At 69.4% G+C, this 15,746-nt stretch carries 15 protein-coding genes; 10 read left to right on the forward strand and 5 right to left on the reverse strand.

Translation table 11 applies throughout. The features are described 5' to 3' along the window. Window positions 1-77: 77 nt before the first annotated feature. The 4 genes from DL990_RS31655 (at window position 78) to DL990_RS31670 (ending at window position 5,297) form a co-directional block, all read left to right on the forward strand. Window positions 78-449: an MmcQ/YjbR family DNA-binding protein gene (locus DL990_RS31655; protein ID WP_125786363.1), complete on the forward strand. Its 372-nt coding sequence runs from the start codon at window positions 78-80 to the stop codon at window positions 447-449. A 119-nt stretch (window positions 450-568) separates the two neighbouring features. Further along, the gene (locus DL990_RS31660; RefSeq protein WP_125786364.1) at window positions 569-1,735 is read left to right on the forward strand and encodes a sensor histidine kinase; all 1,167 of its coding nucleotides are present in this window, start codon (window positions 569-571) and stop codon (window positions 1,733-1,735) included. Further along, a complete protein-coding gene (locus tag DL990_RS31665; RefSeq protein ID WP_125786365.1) occupies window positions 1,732-2,394 on the forward strand; it encodes a response regulator transcription factor in 663 nt (220 codons plus the stop codon). The genes DL990_RS31660 and DL990_RS31665 overlap by 4 nt, the downstream gene beginning before the upstream one ends. Continuing rightward, complete coding sequence (locus DL990_RS31670) at window positions 2,394-5,297, forward strand: AfsR/SARP family transcriptional regulator (RefSeq protein WP_125786366.1); 2,904 nt, start codon at window positions 2,394-2,396, stop codon at window positions 5,295-5,297. The genes DL990_RS31665 and DL990_RS31670 overlap by 1 nt, the downstream gene beginning before the upstream one ends. Here the strand turns inward: DL990_RS31670 and DL990_RS31675 are convergent. After that, complete coding sequence (locus DL990_RS31675; RefSeq protein ID WP_125800877.1) at window positions 5,269-5,709, reverse strand: hypothetical protein; 441 nt, start codon at window positions 5,707-5,709, stop codon at window positions 5,269-5,271. The two genes, DL990_RS31670 and DL990_RS31675, sit on opposite strands and share 29 nt — an antisense overlap. Window positions 5,710-6,327: 618 nt before the next feature. Here DL990_RS31675 and DL990_RS31685 point away from each other — a divergent pair. The 4 genes from DL990_RS31685 to DL990_RS31700 all read left to right on the forward strand — a co-directional run bounded on the left by DL990_RS31685 (window position 6,328) and on the right by DL990_RS31700 (window position 9,149). Next, window positions 6,328-7,068, forward strand: a complete 741-nt coding sequence (locus tag DL990_RS31685; RefSeq protein ID WP_233598941.1) for a DUF748 domain-containing protein — start codon at window positions 6,328-6,330, stop codon at window positions 7,066-7,068. 71 nt (window positions 7,069-7,139) lie between these two features. Then, window positions 7,140-7,979 (forward strand): class I SAM-dependent methyltransferase, encoded by an 840-nt coding sequence (locus tag DL990_RS31690; RefSeq protein WP_125800879.1) that lies wholly within the window; start codon window positions 7,140-7,142, stop codon window positions 7,977-7,979. A 6-nt stretch (window positions 7,980-7,985) separates the two neighbouring features. Beyond that, complete coding sequence (locus tag DL990_RS31695) at window positions 7,986-8,597, forward strand: TetR/AcrR family transcriptional regulator (RefSeq protein ID WP_125800880.1); 612 nt, start codon at window positions 7,986-7,988, stop codon at window positions 8,595-8,597. A 90-nt stretch (window positions 8,598-8,687) separates the two neighbouring features. Then, the gene (locus DL990_RS31700; protein WP_125797307.1) at window positions 8,688-9,149 is read left to right on the forward strand and encodes an ATP-binding protein; all 462 of its coding nucleotides are present in this window, start codon (window positions 8,688-8,690) and stop codon (window positions 9,147-9,149) included. Window position 9,150: 1 nt separating this feature from the next. On the opposite strand, the gene DL990_RS31705 is transcribed toward DL990_RS31700, so the two are convergent. Further along, window positions 9,151-10,506 (reverse strand): MFS transporter, encoded by a 1,356-nt coding sequence (locus DL990_RS31705; RefSeq protein WP_125800881.1) that lies wholly within the window; start codon window positions 10,504-10,506, stop codon window positions 9,151-9,153. Window positions 10,507-10,595: 89 nt separating this feature from the next. Next, complete coding sequence (locus DL990_RS31710) at window positions 10,596-11,198, reverse strand: TetR/AcrR family transcriptional regulator (protein ID WP_125800882.1); 603 nt, start codon at window positions 11,196-11,198, stop codon at window positions 10,596-10,598. 88 nt (window positions 11,199-11,286) lie between these two features. Between DL990_RS31710 and DL990_RS31715 the strand changes: the two genes are divergently transcribed. Beyond that, window positions 11,287-12,336: an NAD(P)-dependent alcohol dehydrogenase gene (locus DL990_RS31715; protein ID WP_125800883.1), complete on the forward strand. Its 1,050-nt coding sequence runs from the start codon at window positions 11,287-11,289 to the stop codon at window positions 12,334-12,336. A 73-nt stretch (window positions 12,337-12,409) separates the two neighbouring features. On the opposite strand, the gene DL990_RS31720 is transcribed toward DL990_RS31715, so the two are convergent. Together DL990_RS31720 and DL990_RS31725 are read right to left on the reverse strand one after the other, a co-directional pair. Then, entirely contained in the window at window positions 12,410-13,297 is an 888-nt protein-coding gene (locus tag DL990_RS31720) for a CPBP family intramembrane glutamic endopeptidase (protein ID WP_233598943.1), read from the reverse strand. 56 nt (window positions 13,298-13,353) lie between these two features. Further along, window positions 13,354-13,926, reverse strand: coding sequence for a TetR/AcrR family transcriptional regulator (locus tag DL990_RS31725; RefSeq protein WP_125800884.1), 573 nt, complete (start codon window positions 13,924-13,926; stop codon window positions 13,354-13,356). 75 nt (window positions 13,927-14,001) lie between these two features. Between DL990_RS31725 and DL990_RS31730 the strand changes: the two genes are divergently transcribed. After that, window positions 14,002-15,741 (forward strand): ABC transporter ATP-binding protein, encoded by a 1,740-nt coding sequence (locus DL990_RS31730; RefSeq protein WP_233620630.1) that lies wholly within the window; start codon window positions 14,002-14,004, stop codon window positions 15,739-15,741. Window positions 15,742-15,746 lie beyond the last annotated feature (5 nt).

The following is a 15,746-nucleotide window of genomic DNA, read 5'->3' on the forward strand; positions in this document are numbered from 1 at the left end:
TCAATGAATCACCGACAACCGGTCAACGCCCCGGACGGGACAGGTTTCTGTCGGTGGTCGCGGTTAGCCTGAACGCCATGAAGCCAGCCGCTCTCCGGAAGCTCTGCCTCGGCCTCCCCGGCGCCCGGGAGGAGTTCCCGTTCGGCGAGGACATCAACGTGTACAAGGTCGCGGGCAAGGTGTTCGCGCTCGGCCCGCTCAAGGCGAAACCGCTGCGGATCAGTCTCAAATGCGAGCCCGACCTCGCCGTCCGGTTGCGCGCCGAGCATCCGGCGATCACCCCCGGCTACCACCTGAACAAACGACACTGGAACACCGTCGAGCTGGACGGTTCGCTGACCGACGACTTCGTCCGGGAGATGATCGAGGACTCCTACGACCTCGTCGTCGCGGGCCTGCCGAAACGAGAACAGGAGAAACTGAACTGGGTCGCGCTCAGCCAGGAATGACCGACCCGGGTTTCATCCGGATTTCATCCCACCGTGCTCGCCGGCCTCCTACCGTGGGCGGAGACGGGTGCCGCCCGCCGCACGATGACCCGCTTCCCGGCGCTTCCTAGGCTGATGGCGTGCTGGAGATCTTGCGGGACCGGTTCCGGGCACGGGTGCAGGCCAGCCTCACCCGGGCCGGCTTGAGCCTGCCGTGGTGGGTTCCGGCGACCTCCACCCTGCTGAGCGTGGTGTTCGCGGTGGTCGCCGTGGTGCAGCGGGACGCGTTGGTGCCGCCGCAGCCGGTCGCGCTGGGCGGGCTGCTCGTGCTCGCCACGCCGCTGGCCTGGGCCGTCACAGGCTGGGTCGTGCCGTGGGCGCGGGTGGCGGCGCTGATCGCCGCGGCCGCGGTCCTCCTCATCGAGCCGGCGCTCCCGGATTTCGCGCCGCTCCTGCTGCTGGTCGCGGCCACCGAAGCGGGCAGTGTCCTGCGCACGACGTGGGGGATCGCCCTCGTCACCGTCGCGGGCGAGGCGGTACTGGTCGTGGCCGGGATCTGGGGCGGGCTGATCGGCGGGCCGGTGTACATGGTCGCGATCCTGCTCGGCCTCAGCGGCGGGCTCATGGTCCGCTGGTACACCAGGGTGCTGGACGCCGAACGCGACAACCGTGACGCCTCCCGCGACAAGGCCCTGCTCGCCGAACGCCAGCGCATCGCGCGTGAGGTGCACGACGTCGTCGGCCATTCGCTCAGCATCACCCTGCTGCATCTGACCGGTGCCCGGCACGCGTTGCAGCAGGACCGCGACGTCGACGAGGCGATCGAAGCTCTGACCGAAGCCGAGCAGGTGGGACGCGCCGCGATGGCCGACATCCGCCGCACGGTCGGCCTGCTCGCCGACTCCCCGTCGGGCAGTGCCCCGCTGCCGGGTGTGGAGGACATCGCGACGCTGGTGGAACGCACCCGCAGCGCCGGACTGGCGGTGCGCTATACACAGGAAGGCGACCTCGGCCGGGTAGGCGCCTCGGAAGGATTGGGCCTCTACCGGATCGTGCAGGAATCACTGGTCAACGTCGTCAAGCACGCCCCCGGCGCGACCGCGGAGGTCCGGCTGAACGCAGGTCGGTCCGGCGTGAAGCTCATCGTCAGCAACACACTCCCTTCGCCCGTCCGGCGCTCGGTAGAGGACGGTTCGGGACTGGCGGGGATGGCCGTCCGCGCGGCCCAGCTCGGCGCCGATCTCAGCGCCGGGCCCAGTGGCAGGCAGTGGATCGTGCAGGTCACCGTGCCGGGAGCCAAAGCGTGACCGCCGCCGAGATCCAGGTGCTGCTGGTCGACGACCAGGAGCTGGTCCGGTCCGGGCTGCGGCGCATCCTGCGGCGTCGCGACGGCTTCGTCATCGCGGGGGAATGCGGCGACGGTTCGGAAGTGCCGTCGGCGCTGGCCGCGCACGAGGTCGACGTCATCGTGATGGACCTGCGGATGAAGAACGTCGGCGGCGTCGAGGCGACCAGCAGACTGCGGCGGTCCGGCGGCCATCCGCCCGTGCTCGCGCTGACCACGTTCGACGACGACAACCTCCTGGCCGACGCGCTGCGGGCGGGCGCCGCCGGTTACGTCCTCAAGGATTCCCCTGCCGAAGACCTGATCCGGGCCGTGCGGGCGGTCGCCGCGGGTGACGCGTGGCTCGACCCCGGGGTCACCGGCCGGGTGCTCGCCGCGTACCGGCAGGCCGCCGGGAACGGCAGCGGTGGCCGGTCGCCGGAACTGCTGACCCCGAGGGAGCAGGACGTGCTCCGGGCGATCGGCCGCGGGCTGACCAACGCGGAGATCGCCGCGGCACTCGTCATCTCGGAGGTGACCGTGAAAAGCCATATCGGCCGGATCTTCACCAAACTCCAGCTGCGCGACCGGGCGGCGGCGATCGTCTACGCGTTCGACCACGGGATCGTGGTGCCGGGCTGATGCGCAACGATGGGGGGATCATGCCGGACTCGCGACTTCGCTTCGAACTACTCGGCCCGTTGCGGGCCTGGCACGGGGAGACCCGGCTGGACCTGGGGCCGGTCCGGCAGCAGGCCGTGCTGGCCGCGCTGCTGCTGCGCCCGGACGTGACCGTCAGCCACTACGAACTCACCGACGGGCTCTGGGAAAAGCCGCCGGAGTCCAACGTGCTGCCGGTGTACGTCCGGCGGCTGCGGCAATGCCTGGACACTTCCGGGCAGAAGCCGCGGGACTCGGTGATCGTGTCCGATCGCGGTGGTTACCGGTTCGCCAGCGGCGGGGTGCGCCTCGACGTGGTTCGGTTGGAGGAGATCGCCGTCGTGGCTGCCACCGCCGAGGAGACGGGTGACCTCGTCACCGCGGTGGACACCTTCGCCGACGCGCTCCGGCTGTTCCACGGCGAGCCGCTGACGGGGTTGCCGGGCGCGTTCGTCCAGGGCGAGCGGCGACGGCTGGAGGAACGCAGGCTTCTGCTGCTGCGCCGGAAACTGCGGGCCCAGCTGAAACTCGGGCGGTTCGACGAGGTGATCGGCGAGCTGTCGGCGCTGGTGTCGGCCGATCCGCCGAGCGAGCCGCTGGCCGCGTTGCTGATGCGGGCGCTCTACGGCGGCGGGCGGCAGGCGGAGGCGCTGGAGGTGTTCACCGACGTCCGCGAGCGGCTGATCGAGCAGCTCGGCGTCGAGCCGGGTGAGGAACTGCGGCAGGTGCAGGAAGCGGTGCTGCGCGGGGACGAGACGCTGCTCGGGGTCGCCCCGCGCCGCGAACCGTCCCGCCGGATCCGCAACGAACTGCCCGCCACCAACGGCGAACTCGTCGGCAGGGACCGGGAACTCGCGCTGCTCGTCGAGGACGGCGATCCGGAGTCGGTCTCGGTCGACGCCGTCGACGGCGTTCCCGGCGCGGGGAAGACCACGCTCGCGGTGCGCGCGGCACACCGGCTTCGCGAGTCCTATCCGGACGGTGCCTTGTTCGTGGATCTCCACGGCTACACCGAAGGCCGTGAGCCGGTGAAGCCGGAGCGCGCGCTGCGGCGGCTGCTGCGCGCGGTCGGTGTCGAAGACGGCGCCATGCCGGACGATCTCGACGAACTGGCCGCGTCGTGGCGGGCGGCGACCTCGCAGCTGAGGTTGCTGCTGGTGCTCGACAACGCCGAATCCGCCGGGCAGGTGCGCCCGCTGCTGCCGTCCGGGCCGGGCAGCCGCGTGCTGGTGACCAGCAGGCGTCGTCTGTCCGGTTTGGACGCCGACCGGCGGGTTTCCCTTGGCGCGCTGGGCCTCGAAGCGGCGGAGAAGCTGCTCGGGCGGATCGTGGGGGCGCCGAGGGCCGAGGGCGAACGGTTCGCCGTGCGCGCGCTCGCCGGACTGTGCGGGCGGCTGCCGCTCGCGCTGCGGATCGCGGGTGCCCGGTTGCAGAACCGTCCGATGTGGACATTCAAGGACCTGGTGGACCGGATGTCGGACGACGAGCGCAGGCTCGGGGAGCTGACCGCCGAGGACCGCAGCGTCGAGGTGGCACTGCGCCTGTCCTACGAGCAGCTTCGGCCTGCCGAACAGAACGCGTTCACGGTGCTCGGCCTGTCACCGACCGCCGAATTCGACCGGCTTTCGGTCGCCGCCCTGCTGGGCTCCTCGCCCGCCGAAGCCGAGCGGCAGCTGGAAAGCCTCGTCGACGCCAGCCTCGTGCAGGAACCGGCGAGCGGTCGCTACCGGCTGCATGACCTGGTGGCGGTCTACGCTCGGCGGCTCGCCGGCGAGATGCCGGAGGACGTCGCCGAAGCGGCGCGAAAACGGGTGTACGGGCTGTACCTCAGCGCCGCTCGCCGGGCGAGCGAATGGGGCGTCGCGCGGTTCCCGCTGGAGTCCGGCGGAGCGTTCACCGGGCAACGGGACGCTTCCGCCTGGCTCGACGCCGTCGGCGATCTGCCGGAGGTGGTCACCCAAGCGGCGGAGGCGGGACTGGACGGCCTCGCGTGCTCGATCGCCGAAGGGCTGGTCGACTATCTCGCGCGCCAGCAGCGGTACCACGAATGCCGGACGGCACTGCAGGTCGCGCTGCCACTCGCGGAACAGGCCGAAGACGAACGGCTGGTGTCGTCACTGCGGTTCTGCCTCGGCTACGCCTACGCCGCGCAGGGGCAGCTGGACCGGGCGCGCGGCTGTTTTGACGACGCGCTGCGGGCGGGCCAGGCCTCGGGCGACCGCGGGGTGGAGGCCCGGGCGCTGGGCGGGCTTGCCATGGCGGATCTGATCGCCGGCAGGCACGATCTCGCCATCCCCGGCACGCGGCGGGTGATGGTCTTGGCCGACGAGGTCGGGGACAGCTGGCTCGCCGAACGATCGCTGTCCGCGCTCGGCTATCTCGCCTATCTGCAGGGCGAGCACGAAGAAGCACTCGACCACCTCAACCGTGCCCGTGAGCTGAGCGAGGAGATCGGCAGCGCGGGGATGCTGGCGAGGGTGCTGTGCCATATCGGCACCGTCCAGCTCGAAATCGGCAGGTTCGCCGAAGCCGCGCTGGACTTCCGGAGGTCCGTCGAACTCGCCGAAGAGACCACGGACGGCCTGCTGACCGCGACCGCCCTCGCCCGCCTGGGTGCCGCGGAGCTGGAGCTGGGGAACCTCGACGCGGCGTTCGAACTCCAGCGGCGGGCGCTGACCGCGGTCACCGAGGAGACCATCGCCGGGATGGAGTCCGAGATCCGCAACCGGCTCGGCCGCACCCATCTCGCCGCGGGCGATCCCGTGGCGGCGAGGGAGCATTTCGAGTGGGTGCTCACCACCATCGGATCCGACGGCGATTCCCTGCAACGTTCCCTCGCGCTGGAAGGTCTGGACCTCACCAGACAGTCGGTACGCCGGCGTTGATGATCGTGAAGCGGTGCCCCGCCATGCTCGTCCGCCAGCGCGCGAAGTAGGCGTCGGCGGCGTCGGCCAGATGCACGCCGGCGCGGACCTCGTGGACGACGCAGGCCCAGTCGGCGGCGTCGCACAGCACCAGTTCCCGCGGTGCCCCGCGTTTCCGGAGCACGGACGAGCAAAGGGCACCGCGCCTGCCGACATTGCCGTCGTCAAGGCAGCGGCGGAGGTCCTCGACGGCCTGGGCGGCGGTTTCGAACAACGTCCACCGGTACTTCGGCGACGGACGGCCGTCGGCCCACGGCATGAAGAACGCCGCCCAGCTCCAGCCGGGTCCGACGACCCCGTCCCGCTCCCCGGGACTCGGCGCGTCTTCCCGGGGCAGCACCATGTTGTACGGGGTCCGGCTCGCCGGGCTCATGCACGTCTCCTCGTGGACAACCGGCCCGCGAGCGCGGATCCGTGCCCGGAACCGTAGGGCGGAGCCATGAAATCCCGATGAAACGCGCTCACTCGCGGTGGTCTTGAGTGGCGAGGGGCCGTGAGTCGATCATCTCAAGTTGCTCAACCTCACGACCTGCGGTTTCTTGTCGGCGACGACGCCCGGCCCGTTTGTCCTTTTTGGATAGTGGCCGATGTGACGGCGGAAGCACGCGGGTCGTGAGCGGCGATTCGGTTTATCGAGGGGTATGGCAAAGGTGGCGGGTTGCGAAAGCCACTTTGGCAACGTTGAAGGTTGCGAAAGTGGCTTTCGCAACGTCGGGGGCGGGGTGCGGTAGCGAAGAAGGGGGCCTTCGGTGTGCCGGTGCCGTCGCTGACACCCATGGTCGAGACACCGTCGCCCCACGGCCGAAATCATGGCGTTCAGGCGCACGCGTTCACGACCGTCCGGCGACACGCTCCAGCGCCGGCCGGCTCGCGCCCCGGTGTGACCAGCGTCGCTCGCTTATACCCGTGGGGGGTATGTAAGGTGATGGTGAGAGCGGCACCCGAGCCTGCTCCACGATCGCGGGTGGCACCCGCACCAAGGACGCGCACGATGAACACGCATGACGCCCACGGCACGCACGACCACGAACCCGCCGGGCTCGCGTCGACGAAGGGCGGCTACACCTTCGCGCCCACCACCACGACGCTCGTTCCGGGAATGACCCGGCCCTTCACCTTCCGCGTCCTCGGTCCCGACGGGGCGCCGGTGACGGCCTACGACGTCGAACACGAGAAGCGCATGCATCTCATCGTCGTCCGCCGCGACACCGCGGGCTTCCAGCACATCCACCCGGAACTGGACGAGGACGGCACGTGGACCGTGCCGCTGACCGTCGATGAGGCGGGGGTCTATCGCGTCTTCGCCGACTTCAAGCCCAATGGTGGAGTCGCGACGACCTTGGGTGTCGACCTCTTCGCCGCCGGGGACTTCCGTCCCGTCGAGTACGCGCCTTCGCGGGTCGCGGAGGTCGACGGATACCGGGTCGAACTCGACGGCGAACTCACGCCGGGCAAGCCGTCGAAGGTGACGCTCACCGTCACCGAGAACGGCCGTGAAGTCACCGATCTGCAGCCGTATCTGGGTGCTTACGGGCATTTGGTCGCCTTGCGCGGCGGCGACCTCGCGTACCTGCACGTCCACCCGGACGGCGAACCCGGTGACGGTCACACCGCGGCCGGGCCCACGGTCACGTTCTTCGCGGGAGTCCCGACCGGTGGCACTTACCGGCTCTTCCTCGACTTCCAGCACGGGGACAAGGTCCGCACCGCCGAGTTCACCGTCACCGCTTGACGCCCTGACCGGCCTCCTCCACTATGAACACATGTTCATGAACACGTGTTCATGACGGAGGAGGTTCTGGGATGTCCGGCATCGTCAACACCGCTCAGGCGGAAGCGTGGAACGGCTACGAGGGACGGCACTGGGCCGAGCACGACGAGCGCTACGACGCGGTGAACAGCGGGTTCAACGAATTCCTGTTCGACGCGGCCGGGATCGGCGAACGTGACCGGGTGCTCGACATCGGCTGCGGCAACGGGCAGGTCACCCGGTTCGCCGCCGTCCGTGCCGCGCTCGGCGGCGCGACCGGGATCGATCTGTCCGCGCCGATGCTCGCCACGGCGCGGGCCCGCGCGGAGGCAGAAGGTGTCGCGAACGTCGTGTTCGACCAGGGTGACGTCCAGGTCTTCCCGTTCGGTGAAGACGTTTTCGACGTCGCGCTCAGCCGGTTCGCGGTGATGTTCTTCGCCGATCCGGTCGCCGCCTTCACCAACGTGCGCCGCGCGCTGCGACCTGGCGGCAGGCTCGCGTTCCTGTGCATGACCGAACTCGCCGGAACCGATCTGGGTGCCGTTTTCGCCTCGCTGGCACCGTTTCTGCCGACCCCGACCGGCGAAGACGGAACCGGCCCGACGTCGTTCGCCGATCCGGCGCGGGTCCGTTCGGTGCTGAGCGACGCCGGATTCCTCGACGTCGCCTGCACGCGTGTCGAGGCCGATCAGGTCTGGGGGAGCGACGTGCCGGACGCGGCCGGTTTCATGGCGGGCTGGGGGCCGGTCAAGTATCACCTCGACCAGGCCGGAGCCGAAGCCGCGGCCGGTGCGCGGGAAGCTCTTTCGGCCGCGCTCCGGTCTTTCGACGGACCGGACGGTGTCCGGCTGCGCGGCGCGGCGTGGCTGGTCACGGCTTCCGCGCGCGGCTGAGCCCCGATGTCACCGAGGAAAGCGGCGGCCCTGCGCCACACCGAAGACGGCCGGAGCCTGCGCGAGCACCTGATCGCCACGGCCGCGACCCTGATTTCCGCCAACGGCACCGCGGAACTCACGGTCCGCGCCATCGCGCGTGCGGCAGGCGTCGCCGACGGCGTGCTGTACAACCATTTCTCCGACAAGGAAGAGTTGCTGGCCAACGCGTTGGCCGAACACGTGCGGAGGGTCGAAGCCGGGCTCGGCGAGCTGCCCGCGCCGGGTTCGGGTACGGTCGAGGCCAATCTCCGGGCCCAGCTGTCCTACGGTTTGGCTTTGCACAAGGAGATCCTGCCCGCGTTCGCCGGGCTGCTCGCCCGGCCCACCGTGCTCGCGCGGTACGGAGAACTGGGCGAGGGCGCGGAGACCTGGCGGGACCGCCTCGCGGAATACCTGTGCGCGGAAAAGGAACTCGGCAGGTTGGACGGCGATGTCGAAGCGGCGGCGGCGATGTTGGTCGGGGTCTGCCACGAAACAGTGCTCGCGAGCCTGCTTCCGCACGGGCCGAAAGTGACCGCCACGCCGGGTACGGATGCGGTGGTCACAACGGTGCTGGAGGGTATCGCGGCCCGATGATCCTCGGCACGGGTTGATCCTCGCCCGTTTTGGGTAACCCGATTGTGCGACTTCAGCAGGGAGGCCGCGTGCAACGGGAGGGGTGGCTCCATGATCAGCGTCGCGGAGCATCCGGTGCCGGGGACCTGGGTGCTCGACCTGCGAGCCACCACGCCTCGGGCCTTGCCCGACATGCGAGCCTGGGTCGTCAGATGCCTTCCCGATCTCGGCGAGGGGCATCGTGACGACGTCCTGCTGGCGGCGACCGAACTCGTCGCCAACGCCTACGTGCACGGAGGTGGCGCACGCCACATCCAGCTGTGGCGCGGCGTGACACCGTGCGCCGTCCGCATCGAGGTCGCGGACGTCAGCGTCGAACAACCCCGGGCGCGTTGTTCGCAGATCGAGGATCCCCGCGGGCGAGGGCTGCTCGTCGTCGACGGGGTGGCGGTGCAATGGGGCGTCCGGCGTGAGCCGGTCCGCGGCGGGAAGATCGTCTGGGCACATATCCGCTGCGACGGCGGCTGCCCGGAAGCACTTCCACGCGTGCGCGGGAAGCGCTCCCGGAGCTGAGTCAGACCGCGCGGCGTGCGGTGAGCAGGCCGAGAGCGGAGACAGCGGCGAAGCCGAACAACAGCCACCTCGCCGACGTGAGCACCGAAGGGCCGCCGAGGTTGACCAGCAGGCCGGCGACCGCCGCGCCGAACGCGGTCGACATCGTCAGGATCGTGGCGATCCCGGCGGCGGCTTTCCCGCCCTCGCCGTCCGGCGCGGAGGTCATCGCGGCGACGGACAGATGGGGCATCGCGATGCCGATTCCCATGCCACCGAAGAAGAGCACCGGCAGCCATGCGAGAACGACGGGCAGCGACGGCTGTTCTGTCTGCAGCAGACCCAGCACGGCGAACCCGGCGGCGAGACAGGCCGGTCCGGCGAGCACGAGCCGCCGAGTCTCACGGGCCGAAGCGCTGACGAGCTGGCTCACCGACCAGCCCAAGGACAGCGCGGCGGCGAAGAACCCCGCGGCCGCGGGCGGAAGTCCGCCCAGTCGCTGGCCGAAGAGCGGCAAGAACGTCTCTACCGAGACACCGGATGCCAGCACCATGATGGTCAGGTAGATCCACCGCAGCCGCGAACCCCGCCGGTACACCGAATCGGGCAGCACGCTCGCCACCGCGCGCTTCTCCGTCACCAGGAACGCCGCCACGAGAACGAGACCCAGCGCGATGAAGGCCGCCATCGCGAGCGTGCCGGACAGGATCCCGGCCATGCTCACCGCTCCGGTCGCGCCGACGATCAACGACAGCGACACGACCGGAACCGGCGGCGCCTGCGCCGGACGTTCACCGCGGGGGAGCGCCCGCGGCACGAAGACCGCCAGCGCGGCCGCCACCACCGCCAGTACCACGAACGCGGACCGCCACGAGCCGAACTGTGCCGAGAATCCGCCGAGCGCCGGGCCCGCGAAGTTGCCGACCCCGAACATCGCGGAGATCAGGGCGCTTCCCCGGCTCCAGAGCCGGGGCGGCAGCGCCGAATGGATCAGGGCGAAACCCAGTCCGGTCAGCAGACCGGCGCCGAGCCCTTGTGTCCCACGGCCGACGAGGAGGACCGGCATCGACGGGCTCACCGCGCACAACACCGAGCCCGTGGCGAAGACGCCGAAGCCGATCAAGTAGGAACCCTTGCCGCCGAAGCGGAAAAGGGCTTGACCCACCGACATGGTCGCGACGACCTGTGCGACCAGGAACGCCGTCATGGTCCAGGCGTACAACGGTCGTCCGCCGATGTCCTGGATCGCCGTCGGCAGCAGGCTCGCCGCCACATAGATGGTGATCGCGCCGACGAGCACACCACCCGCCAGTACCACCGAAGTGCTCGTATGACGGCCCAGTTCCCGCCAGGATCCGACGTCTTGCCCGATGCTCACGCGTTTCTCCTCGTTGTCGAAAGGATTGCGCTTCGCATCCTGTCGGCGCGGGGAGCCCCGGTAATCGGACAAATCAGACGTGAATCACGTCACATTTTCGCACGGCCCTCGATGGCGGCACGGGCCGCCTCGACCGACTTCCGGACGACGACTTCCGTGGAATAGCCCTGTTTTGTGAAGACCCCGTCGAGGTAGAACGTGCCGTAACCGTGTGCTTGGGTGAACAACTGCTCCATCAGTTCCAGCCCGTCCTGTGGCCGATCGGCGACGGTGAGGCAGAGCATGACGAACTGGTCGGTCAGGCGGCGGGTCTGCTCGTGCAGGTCCGAGTGCTCCGGGCCTTGCAATCCGTCGGCGTAGATGACGTTCATTCCGGCCCGGCGTTCGATCAGGTACTCCGTGTACGCGCCGGCGGCCACGGCGAGCGCGGCGACGGGCTCGCTCTCGGCTTCGACGGCGTCGTGCACCCTGTCGGCCAGCTGGCAGGCGACGCTCGTCGCGATCGCGGCCATCAGGCTTTCCTTGGCCGGGAAATGCCGGTACGGCGCGCCGGGGCTGACCTTCGCGCGCCTGGCGACCTCGGCGACGGAGAACGCGCCCAGTCCCTGTTCGGCGATCAAGTCGAGCGAGACCCGCACGAGTTCGGCGCGAAGGTCGCCGTGATGATACTTGCCGCCCATGTCGTGGATCACACCATCCCGGTCGCGGAATATGTAAGAGCCCTCTTACGCTAGTTGTAAGTGACCTCTTACATGGTCTCACTGTTTCTCGGAGGGTTTCATGACGACGACCACGCACGCCATCGCCGCGCCGTCCCCGGGCGCCGCACTGTCGCCGACGACCATCGAGCGTCGCGACCTGCGTCCGGACGACGTGCTGATCGACATCGCGTACGCGGGGATCTGCCACAGCGACATCCATCAGGTGAAGGAGGACTGGGGCAGCGCGATCTTCCCGATGGTGCCCGGCCACGAGATCGCCGGCGTCGTCGCCGCGGTCGGCTCCGACGTCACGAAGTACCAGGTCGGGGACCGCGTCGGGGTCGGCTGCATGGTCGACTCCTGCGGCGAGTGCGAATACTGCCTCGCGGGCACCGAGCAGTTCTGCCTCAAGGGCAACATCCAGACGTACAACGGAGTCGGCTTCGACGGCGAGAACACCTACGGCGGTTACAGCCGCCAGATCGTCGTGAAGGACGGCTTCGTCTGCCGGATCCCGGAAGGGATCGGCCTCGACGTCGCCGCCCCGCTGCTGTGCGCGGGTATCACCACCTACTCCCCGCTGAACCGCTGGGGCGCCGGACCGGGCAAGAAGGTCGCCGTCGTCGGCCTCGGCGGGCTCGGCCACATGGCGGTCAAGATCGCGGTCGCCATGGGCGCCGACGTCACCGTGCTCAGCCAGAGCCTGAAGAAGCAGGAAGACGGCCTGAAGCTGGGTGCGAAGGACTACTTCGCGACCGGTGACGCGTCGACGTTCCAGACGCAGCGCGGCCGCTTCGACCTGATCCTCAACACCGTTTCGGCGACGCTGCCCGTCGACTCCTACCTCGGCATGCTGCGGGTCGGCGGAGCCATGGTCAACGTCGGCGCGCCCGGCGAACCGCTGTCCTACAACGCCTTCTCGCTGCTCGGTGGCAACAAGGTGCTCGCCGGTTCGATGATCGGCGGCATCGCCGAGACCCAGGAGATGCTCGACTTCTGCGCCGAGCACGGCATCGGTGCCGAGATCGAGACGATTTCGGCCGACCAGGTGAACGTGGCCTACGACCGGGTCGAGAACAGCGACGTCCGCTACCGGTTCGTCATCGACGCGGCGACCATCGGCGCCTGACTTCGACTGTCCGTGAAGGCCTCCTTGAGGGACCCAGAGTCCCTCAAGGAGGCCTTCACGGACTCGGGAAGCGTCACATCAGCAGCAGGGGCACCGTGTTCATCGCGGTGTGCGCGGCGATCGGTGCCCACAGGTTGCGGTAGCGCGACCACAGGTAGCCGGTGAACAGGCCGAAGAATCCTTGGAAGGCCACGATCGCGCCTAGGGTGAGCGGTAGCGATCCCTGCCCGTGCGTCGGCAGGTGCAGCCACGCGAACAGCAGTGACGTCAGCAGGATTCCCGGCCACCGCCCGAAAAGCGCCTCCAGCCGGGTCTGCAGCATGCCGCGGAAGAAGACCTCTTCGAGTACGTTCGCGGTGAAGAAGGTCAGCGTCGCGCCCACCGCCAGGTACACCGGATCCGGGTAGTCCTCCGCGGTCGGCAGCGGCGGCGCGAGCGGGCCGAGGACGTAGAGCCAGCCGAACACGAGTACCGCGGGAATCGGCGCGAGCCATCGCCACGTCTGCCGGGGCCGCCACGTGAGCCGGAACGGATCCGGTTTCCCTTGCGGGCGCAGGGTTCGCAGGAGAATCAGCGGTAGCACCAGGAACACGAGCGGTTTGGCTAGCCCCCAGATGTCGCGGACGAGCGCCTGCTGCCCCGCCATCGACACGAGGAACAACGCCGGCGGCCACACAAAGGCGATGAGCGCCAAGGCGCCTGCTTGACGGCGCAGGGCGCGGCGGTCGTCCACCTCGGCGGGTAACGACGGTGCGCGGAGCGGGATCGCGCGGACCAGCAGGATCCCCACCAGGGCGGGAATCACCGCGCCCCACAGGGAAAGCCGTTTGTCCGAGTCCGCGGACGGCTGGATCGTGTCGTTCCCGGTCGCCAGCAACAGCGCGGGTGCCGCGAGGAAGACCAGGAGTCCGCCGATGAGGGCGATCCTGGCGACTTCCGGGCGTGCACCGGTTTTTTCCATCACCGGGCAAGGATCTTCGAAGCGGGCGCGTCCGCGCGTCATCACTTCGTAGGACTTCAGCCGACCGCGATGACCTTTTCCAGGCTGCGCAGGCACAAGCTGAGCGCTTCGTGCTTCGGAGTCTTCTTCTCCTGCACCGCTTCCCATCCCGTGTAGAGCAGGGCCCACAGCAGTTGCAGCAGCCATTCCTTCGACATCGCCGGGTCGATCGTGCCCTCGGCGTGCCCGCGTTCGATCAGCCTCAGCAGCGACCGGTCGTCCTCGCTCTCGTCCTGCCATTCGGGGCGGGTCACCAGATCCGGCATGGTGAAGAGCAACTGGAAGACGTCGCCGAACTCGAAGTACTCCTGGCACAACCTCGCCAGCGCGGCCGGGGCCGGGCCTTCGTCGAGCCGTGCCCGCCGCGTGCCTTGGGAGACCTTGTCGAGGGCGTCGTGGCTGATGGCGTCGATGAGGTCGGAGCGTTCCGCGAAATACCGGTGCACCGTGGTGCGACCGACGTTCGCGGCCGCCGCGATGTCGGCCAGCGTGGCGCTCGGTTGCTTCGTCAGTTTCTCGATGGCCGCGTCCAGGATCGCGCGCCGGGTCCTCGCCCGGACACCCGTCTCGGTGACCACACCCTCGCTCATGGCCGGTACCGTACCTCGCTCGCCAATATGGAACTCGCTTGACGATTTTAGAACACGCGTGTTCCGTTGAGAACCATGGATACTCCACGATTGAAGGTGCTGTGGTCGTTCGCGCGGCCGCACAAGGGGGCACTCGCGATCGGCCTGGTACTCGCCCTGCTCGGCTCCGCGACCGGTCTCGCGACGCCCATGGTCACGAAATGGGTGCTCGACTCGCTGGGCTCGTCGGAGTCGCTGGCCGGACCCGTACTGGCGCTGCTCGGCCTGATGCTGGTCGGCTCGGTGATCTGGCTGACGCAGTGGATCCTGCTCGGCACGGTCGGCGAGCGGGTGGTGCTGAAGGCCAGGGAATCGATGGTGCGGCGGTTCTTCCGCGCGACGATCCCGGCGGTCACGAAGCGGCCGACGGGGGAACTGGTCACCCGCGTCACCTCGGACACCGTGCTGCTGCGCGAGGCGGCGTCGTCCAGCGTGATCGGGCTGATCAACGGCGTCGTGATGCTCATCGGCACCTTGGCGCTGATGAGCGTGCTCGACCCGGTGCTGCTCGCGACGACGGTGGCCGCCGTGCTCGTGGTGATCGCGCTGTTCGCGTGGCTCATGCCCGCCATCGCGAAGGAACAGGAGAAGGCGCAAGACCGGGTGGGCCGTCTCGGTGGCGTCCTCGAGGGCGCGCTGCGGGCGATCCGCACGGTGAAGGCCAGCCGCGCCGAAGACCGGCAGTCCGAGCGGGTCCTGGTCGACGCCGAAGCCGCAACCGTGCACGGCGTCCGTGCGGTGCGGCGGGAGGCCGTCGCCTGGGTGGTGGCGTGGACCGGCATCCAGGGCGCGATCCTGGTGATCCTCGGCCTCGGTGCCTGGCGCGTCGGCGCGGGTTTGCTCGAGGTGTCGAGCCTCATCGCGTTCCTGCTCTACGCCTTCGCGTTGATGGAGCCGATCACCGAACTGAGCCAGAACATGACCACGTTGCAGGCGGGCATCGCGGCGGCGGGGCGGATCCGGGAGATGGACGCGCTGGAGATCGAAGAGGACACGGTGGCCACGGCGCCGGAGACCGCGGACGGGCGGGACGGCCCGGTACTGGAACTGCGCGGGGTGACCGTGAGCTACGGCGGCGATCCGGCGCTGCGGGACGTGTCGCTGAAGATCCCGAGGCGCGGGCACACCGCGATCGTCGGGCCGTCCGGTGCGGGCAAGACCACGATGCTGTCGCTGATCATGCGGTTCGTGCGGCCGCAGTCGGGTTCCGTGCTGCTGGACGGGCGTGAGTACACGGACCTGCCGTACGCGGAGGTGCGGGCACGGCTGGCCTACGTCGAGCAGGAGACGCCCATCGTGCCGGGGACGATCAGGGAGAACGTGCTCTTCACCCATCCGGACGCGACCGAGGAGGAGGTGCGGCGGGCACTCGGCGAAGTCCGGCTGAGCGACAAGATCGCCGCACTCGACGAGGGCCTCGACACCCCGCTTTCGTCGACGTCGGTGTCCGGTGGGGAACGGCAGCGGATCGCGCTGGCCAGGGCGATCCTGCGCACGCCGGACGTGGTGCTGCTGGACGAGGCGACCGCGCAGGTCGACGGCCGGACCGAGAGCGCGATCCACGACTGCATCCGACGGCTGGCGCGCGAAGGGGCCGTGGTCACCGTGGCGCACCGGCTGTCCACGGTGATCGACGCGGACACCATCGTGGTGATGGAGGACGGCCGCGTGCGGGCGAGTGGCAGCCACGAACAGTTGTTCGCCACCGACACGCTGTATCGCGAACTGGTGGAGGCGCTGCGGATCGCGGGGGAGGGCGCGCCGGTTCTCGGCTGATCCGC

It is taken from the genome of Amycolatopsis sp. WAC 01416 (assembly GCF_003947485.1).
In the GTDB taxonomy this organism is placed as follows: domain Bacteria; phylum Actinomycetota; class Actinomycetes; order Mycobacteriales; family Pseudonocardiaceae; genus Amycolatopsis.

What these genes read in the sequence shown, in the direction of transcription:
- DL990_RS31655 (WP_125786363.1), top strand. Translation starts at nt 78, where the DNA reads ATGAAGCCAGCCGCTCTCCGGAAGCTCTGCCTCGGCCTCCCCGGCGCC.
- DL990_RS31670 (WP_125786366.1), top strand. Translation starts at nt 2,394, where the DNA reads ATGCGCAACGATGGGGGGATCATGCCGGACTCGCGACTTCGCTTCGAA.
- DL990_RS31675 (WP_125800877.1), bottom strand. Translation starts at nt 5,709, where the DNA reads ATGAGCCCGGCGAGCCGGACCCCGTACAACATGGTGCTGCCCCGGGAA.
- DL990_RS31685 (WP_233598941.1), top strand. Translation starts at nt 6,328, where the DNA reads ATGAACACGCATGACGCCCACGGCACGCACGACCACGAACCCGCCGGG.
- DL990_RS31690 (WP_125800879.1), top strand. Translation starts at nt 7,140, where the DNA reads ATGTCCGGCATCGTCAACACCGCTCAGGCGGAAGCGTGGAACGGCTAC.
- DL990_RS31695 (WP_125800880.1), top strand. Translation starts at nt 7,986, where the DNA reads ATGTCACCGAGGAAAGCGGCGGCCCTGCGCCACACCGAAGACGGCCGG.
- DL990_RS31700 (WP_125797307.1), top strand. Translation starts at nt 8,688, where the DNA reads ATGATCAGCGTCGCGGAGCATCCGGTGCCGGGGACCTGGGTGCTCGAC.
- DL990_RS31715 (WP_125800883.1), top strand. Translation starts at nt 11,287, where the DNA reads ATGACGACGACCACGCACGCCATCGCCGCGCCGTCCCCGGGCGCCGCA.
- DL990_RS31720 (WP_233598943.1), bottom strand. Translation starts at nt 13,297, where the DNA reads ATGGAAAAAACCGGTGCACGCCCGGAAGTCGCCAGGATCGCCCTCATC.
- DL990_RS31725 (WP_125800884.1), bottom strand. Translation starts at nt 13,926, where the DNA reads ATGAGCGAGGGTGTGGTCACCGAGACGGGTGTCCGGGCGAGGACCCGG.
- DL990_RS31730 (WP_233620630.1), top strand. Translation starts at nt 14,002, where the DNA reads ATGGATACTCCACGATTGAAGGTGCTGTGGTCGTTCGCGCGGCCGCAC.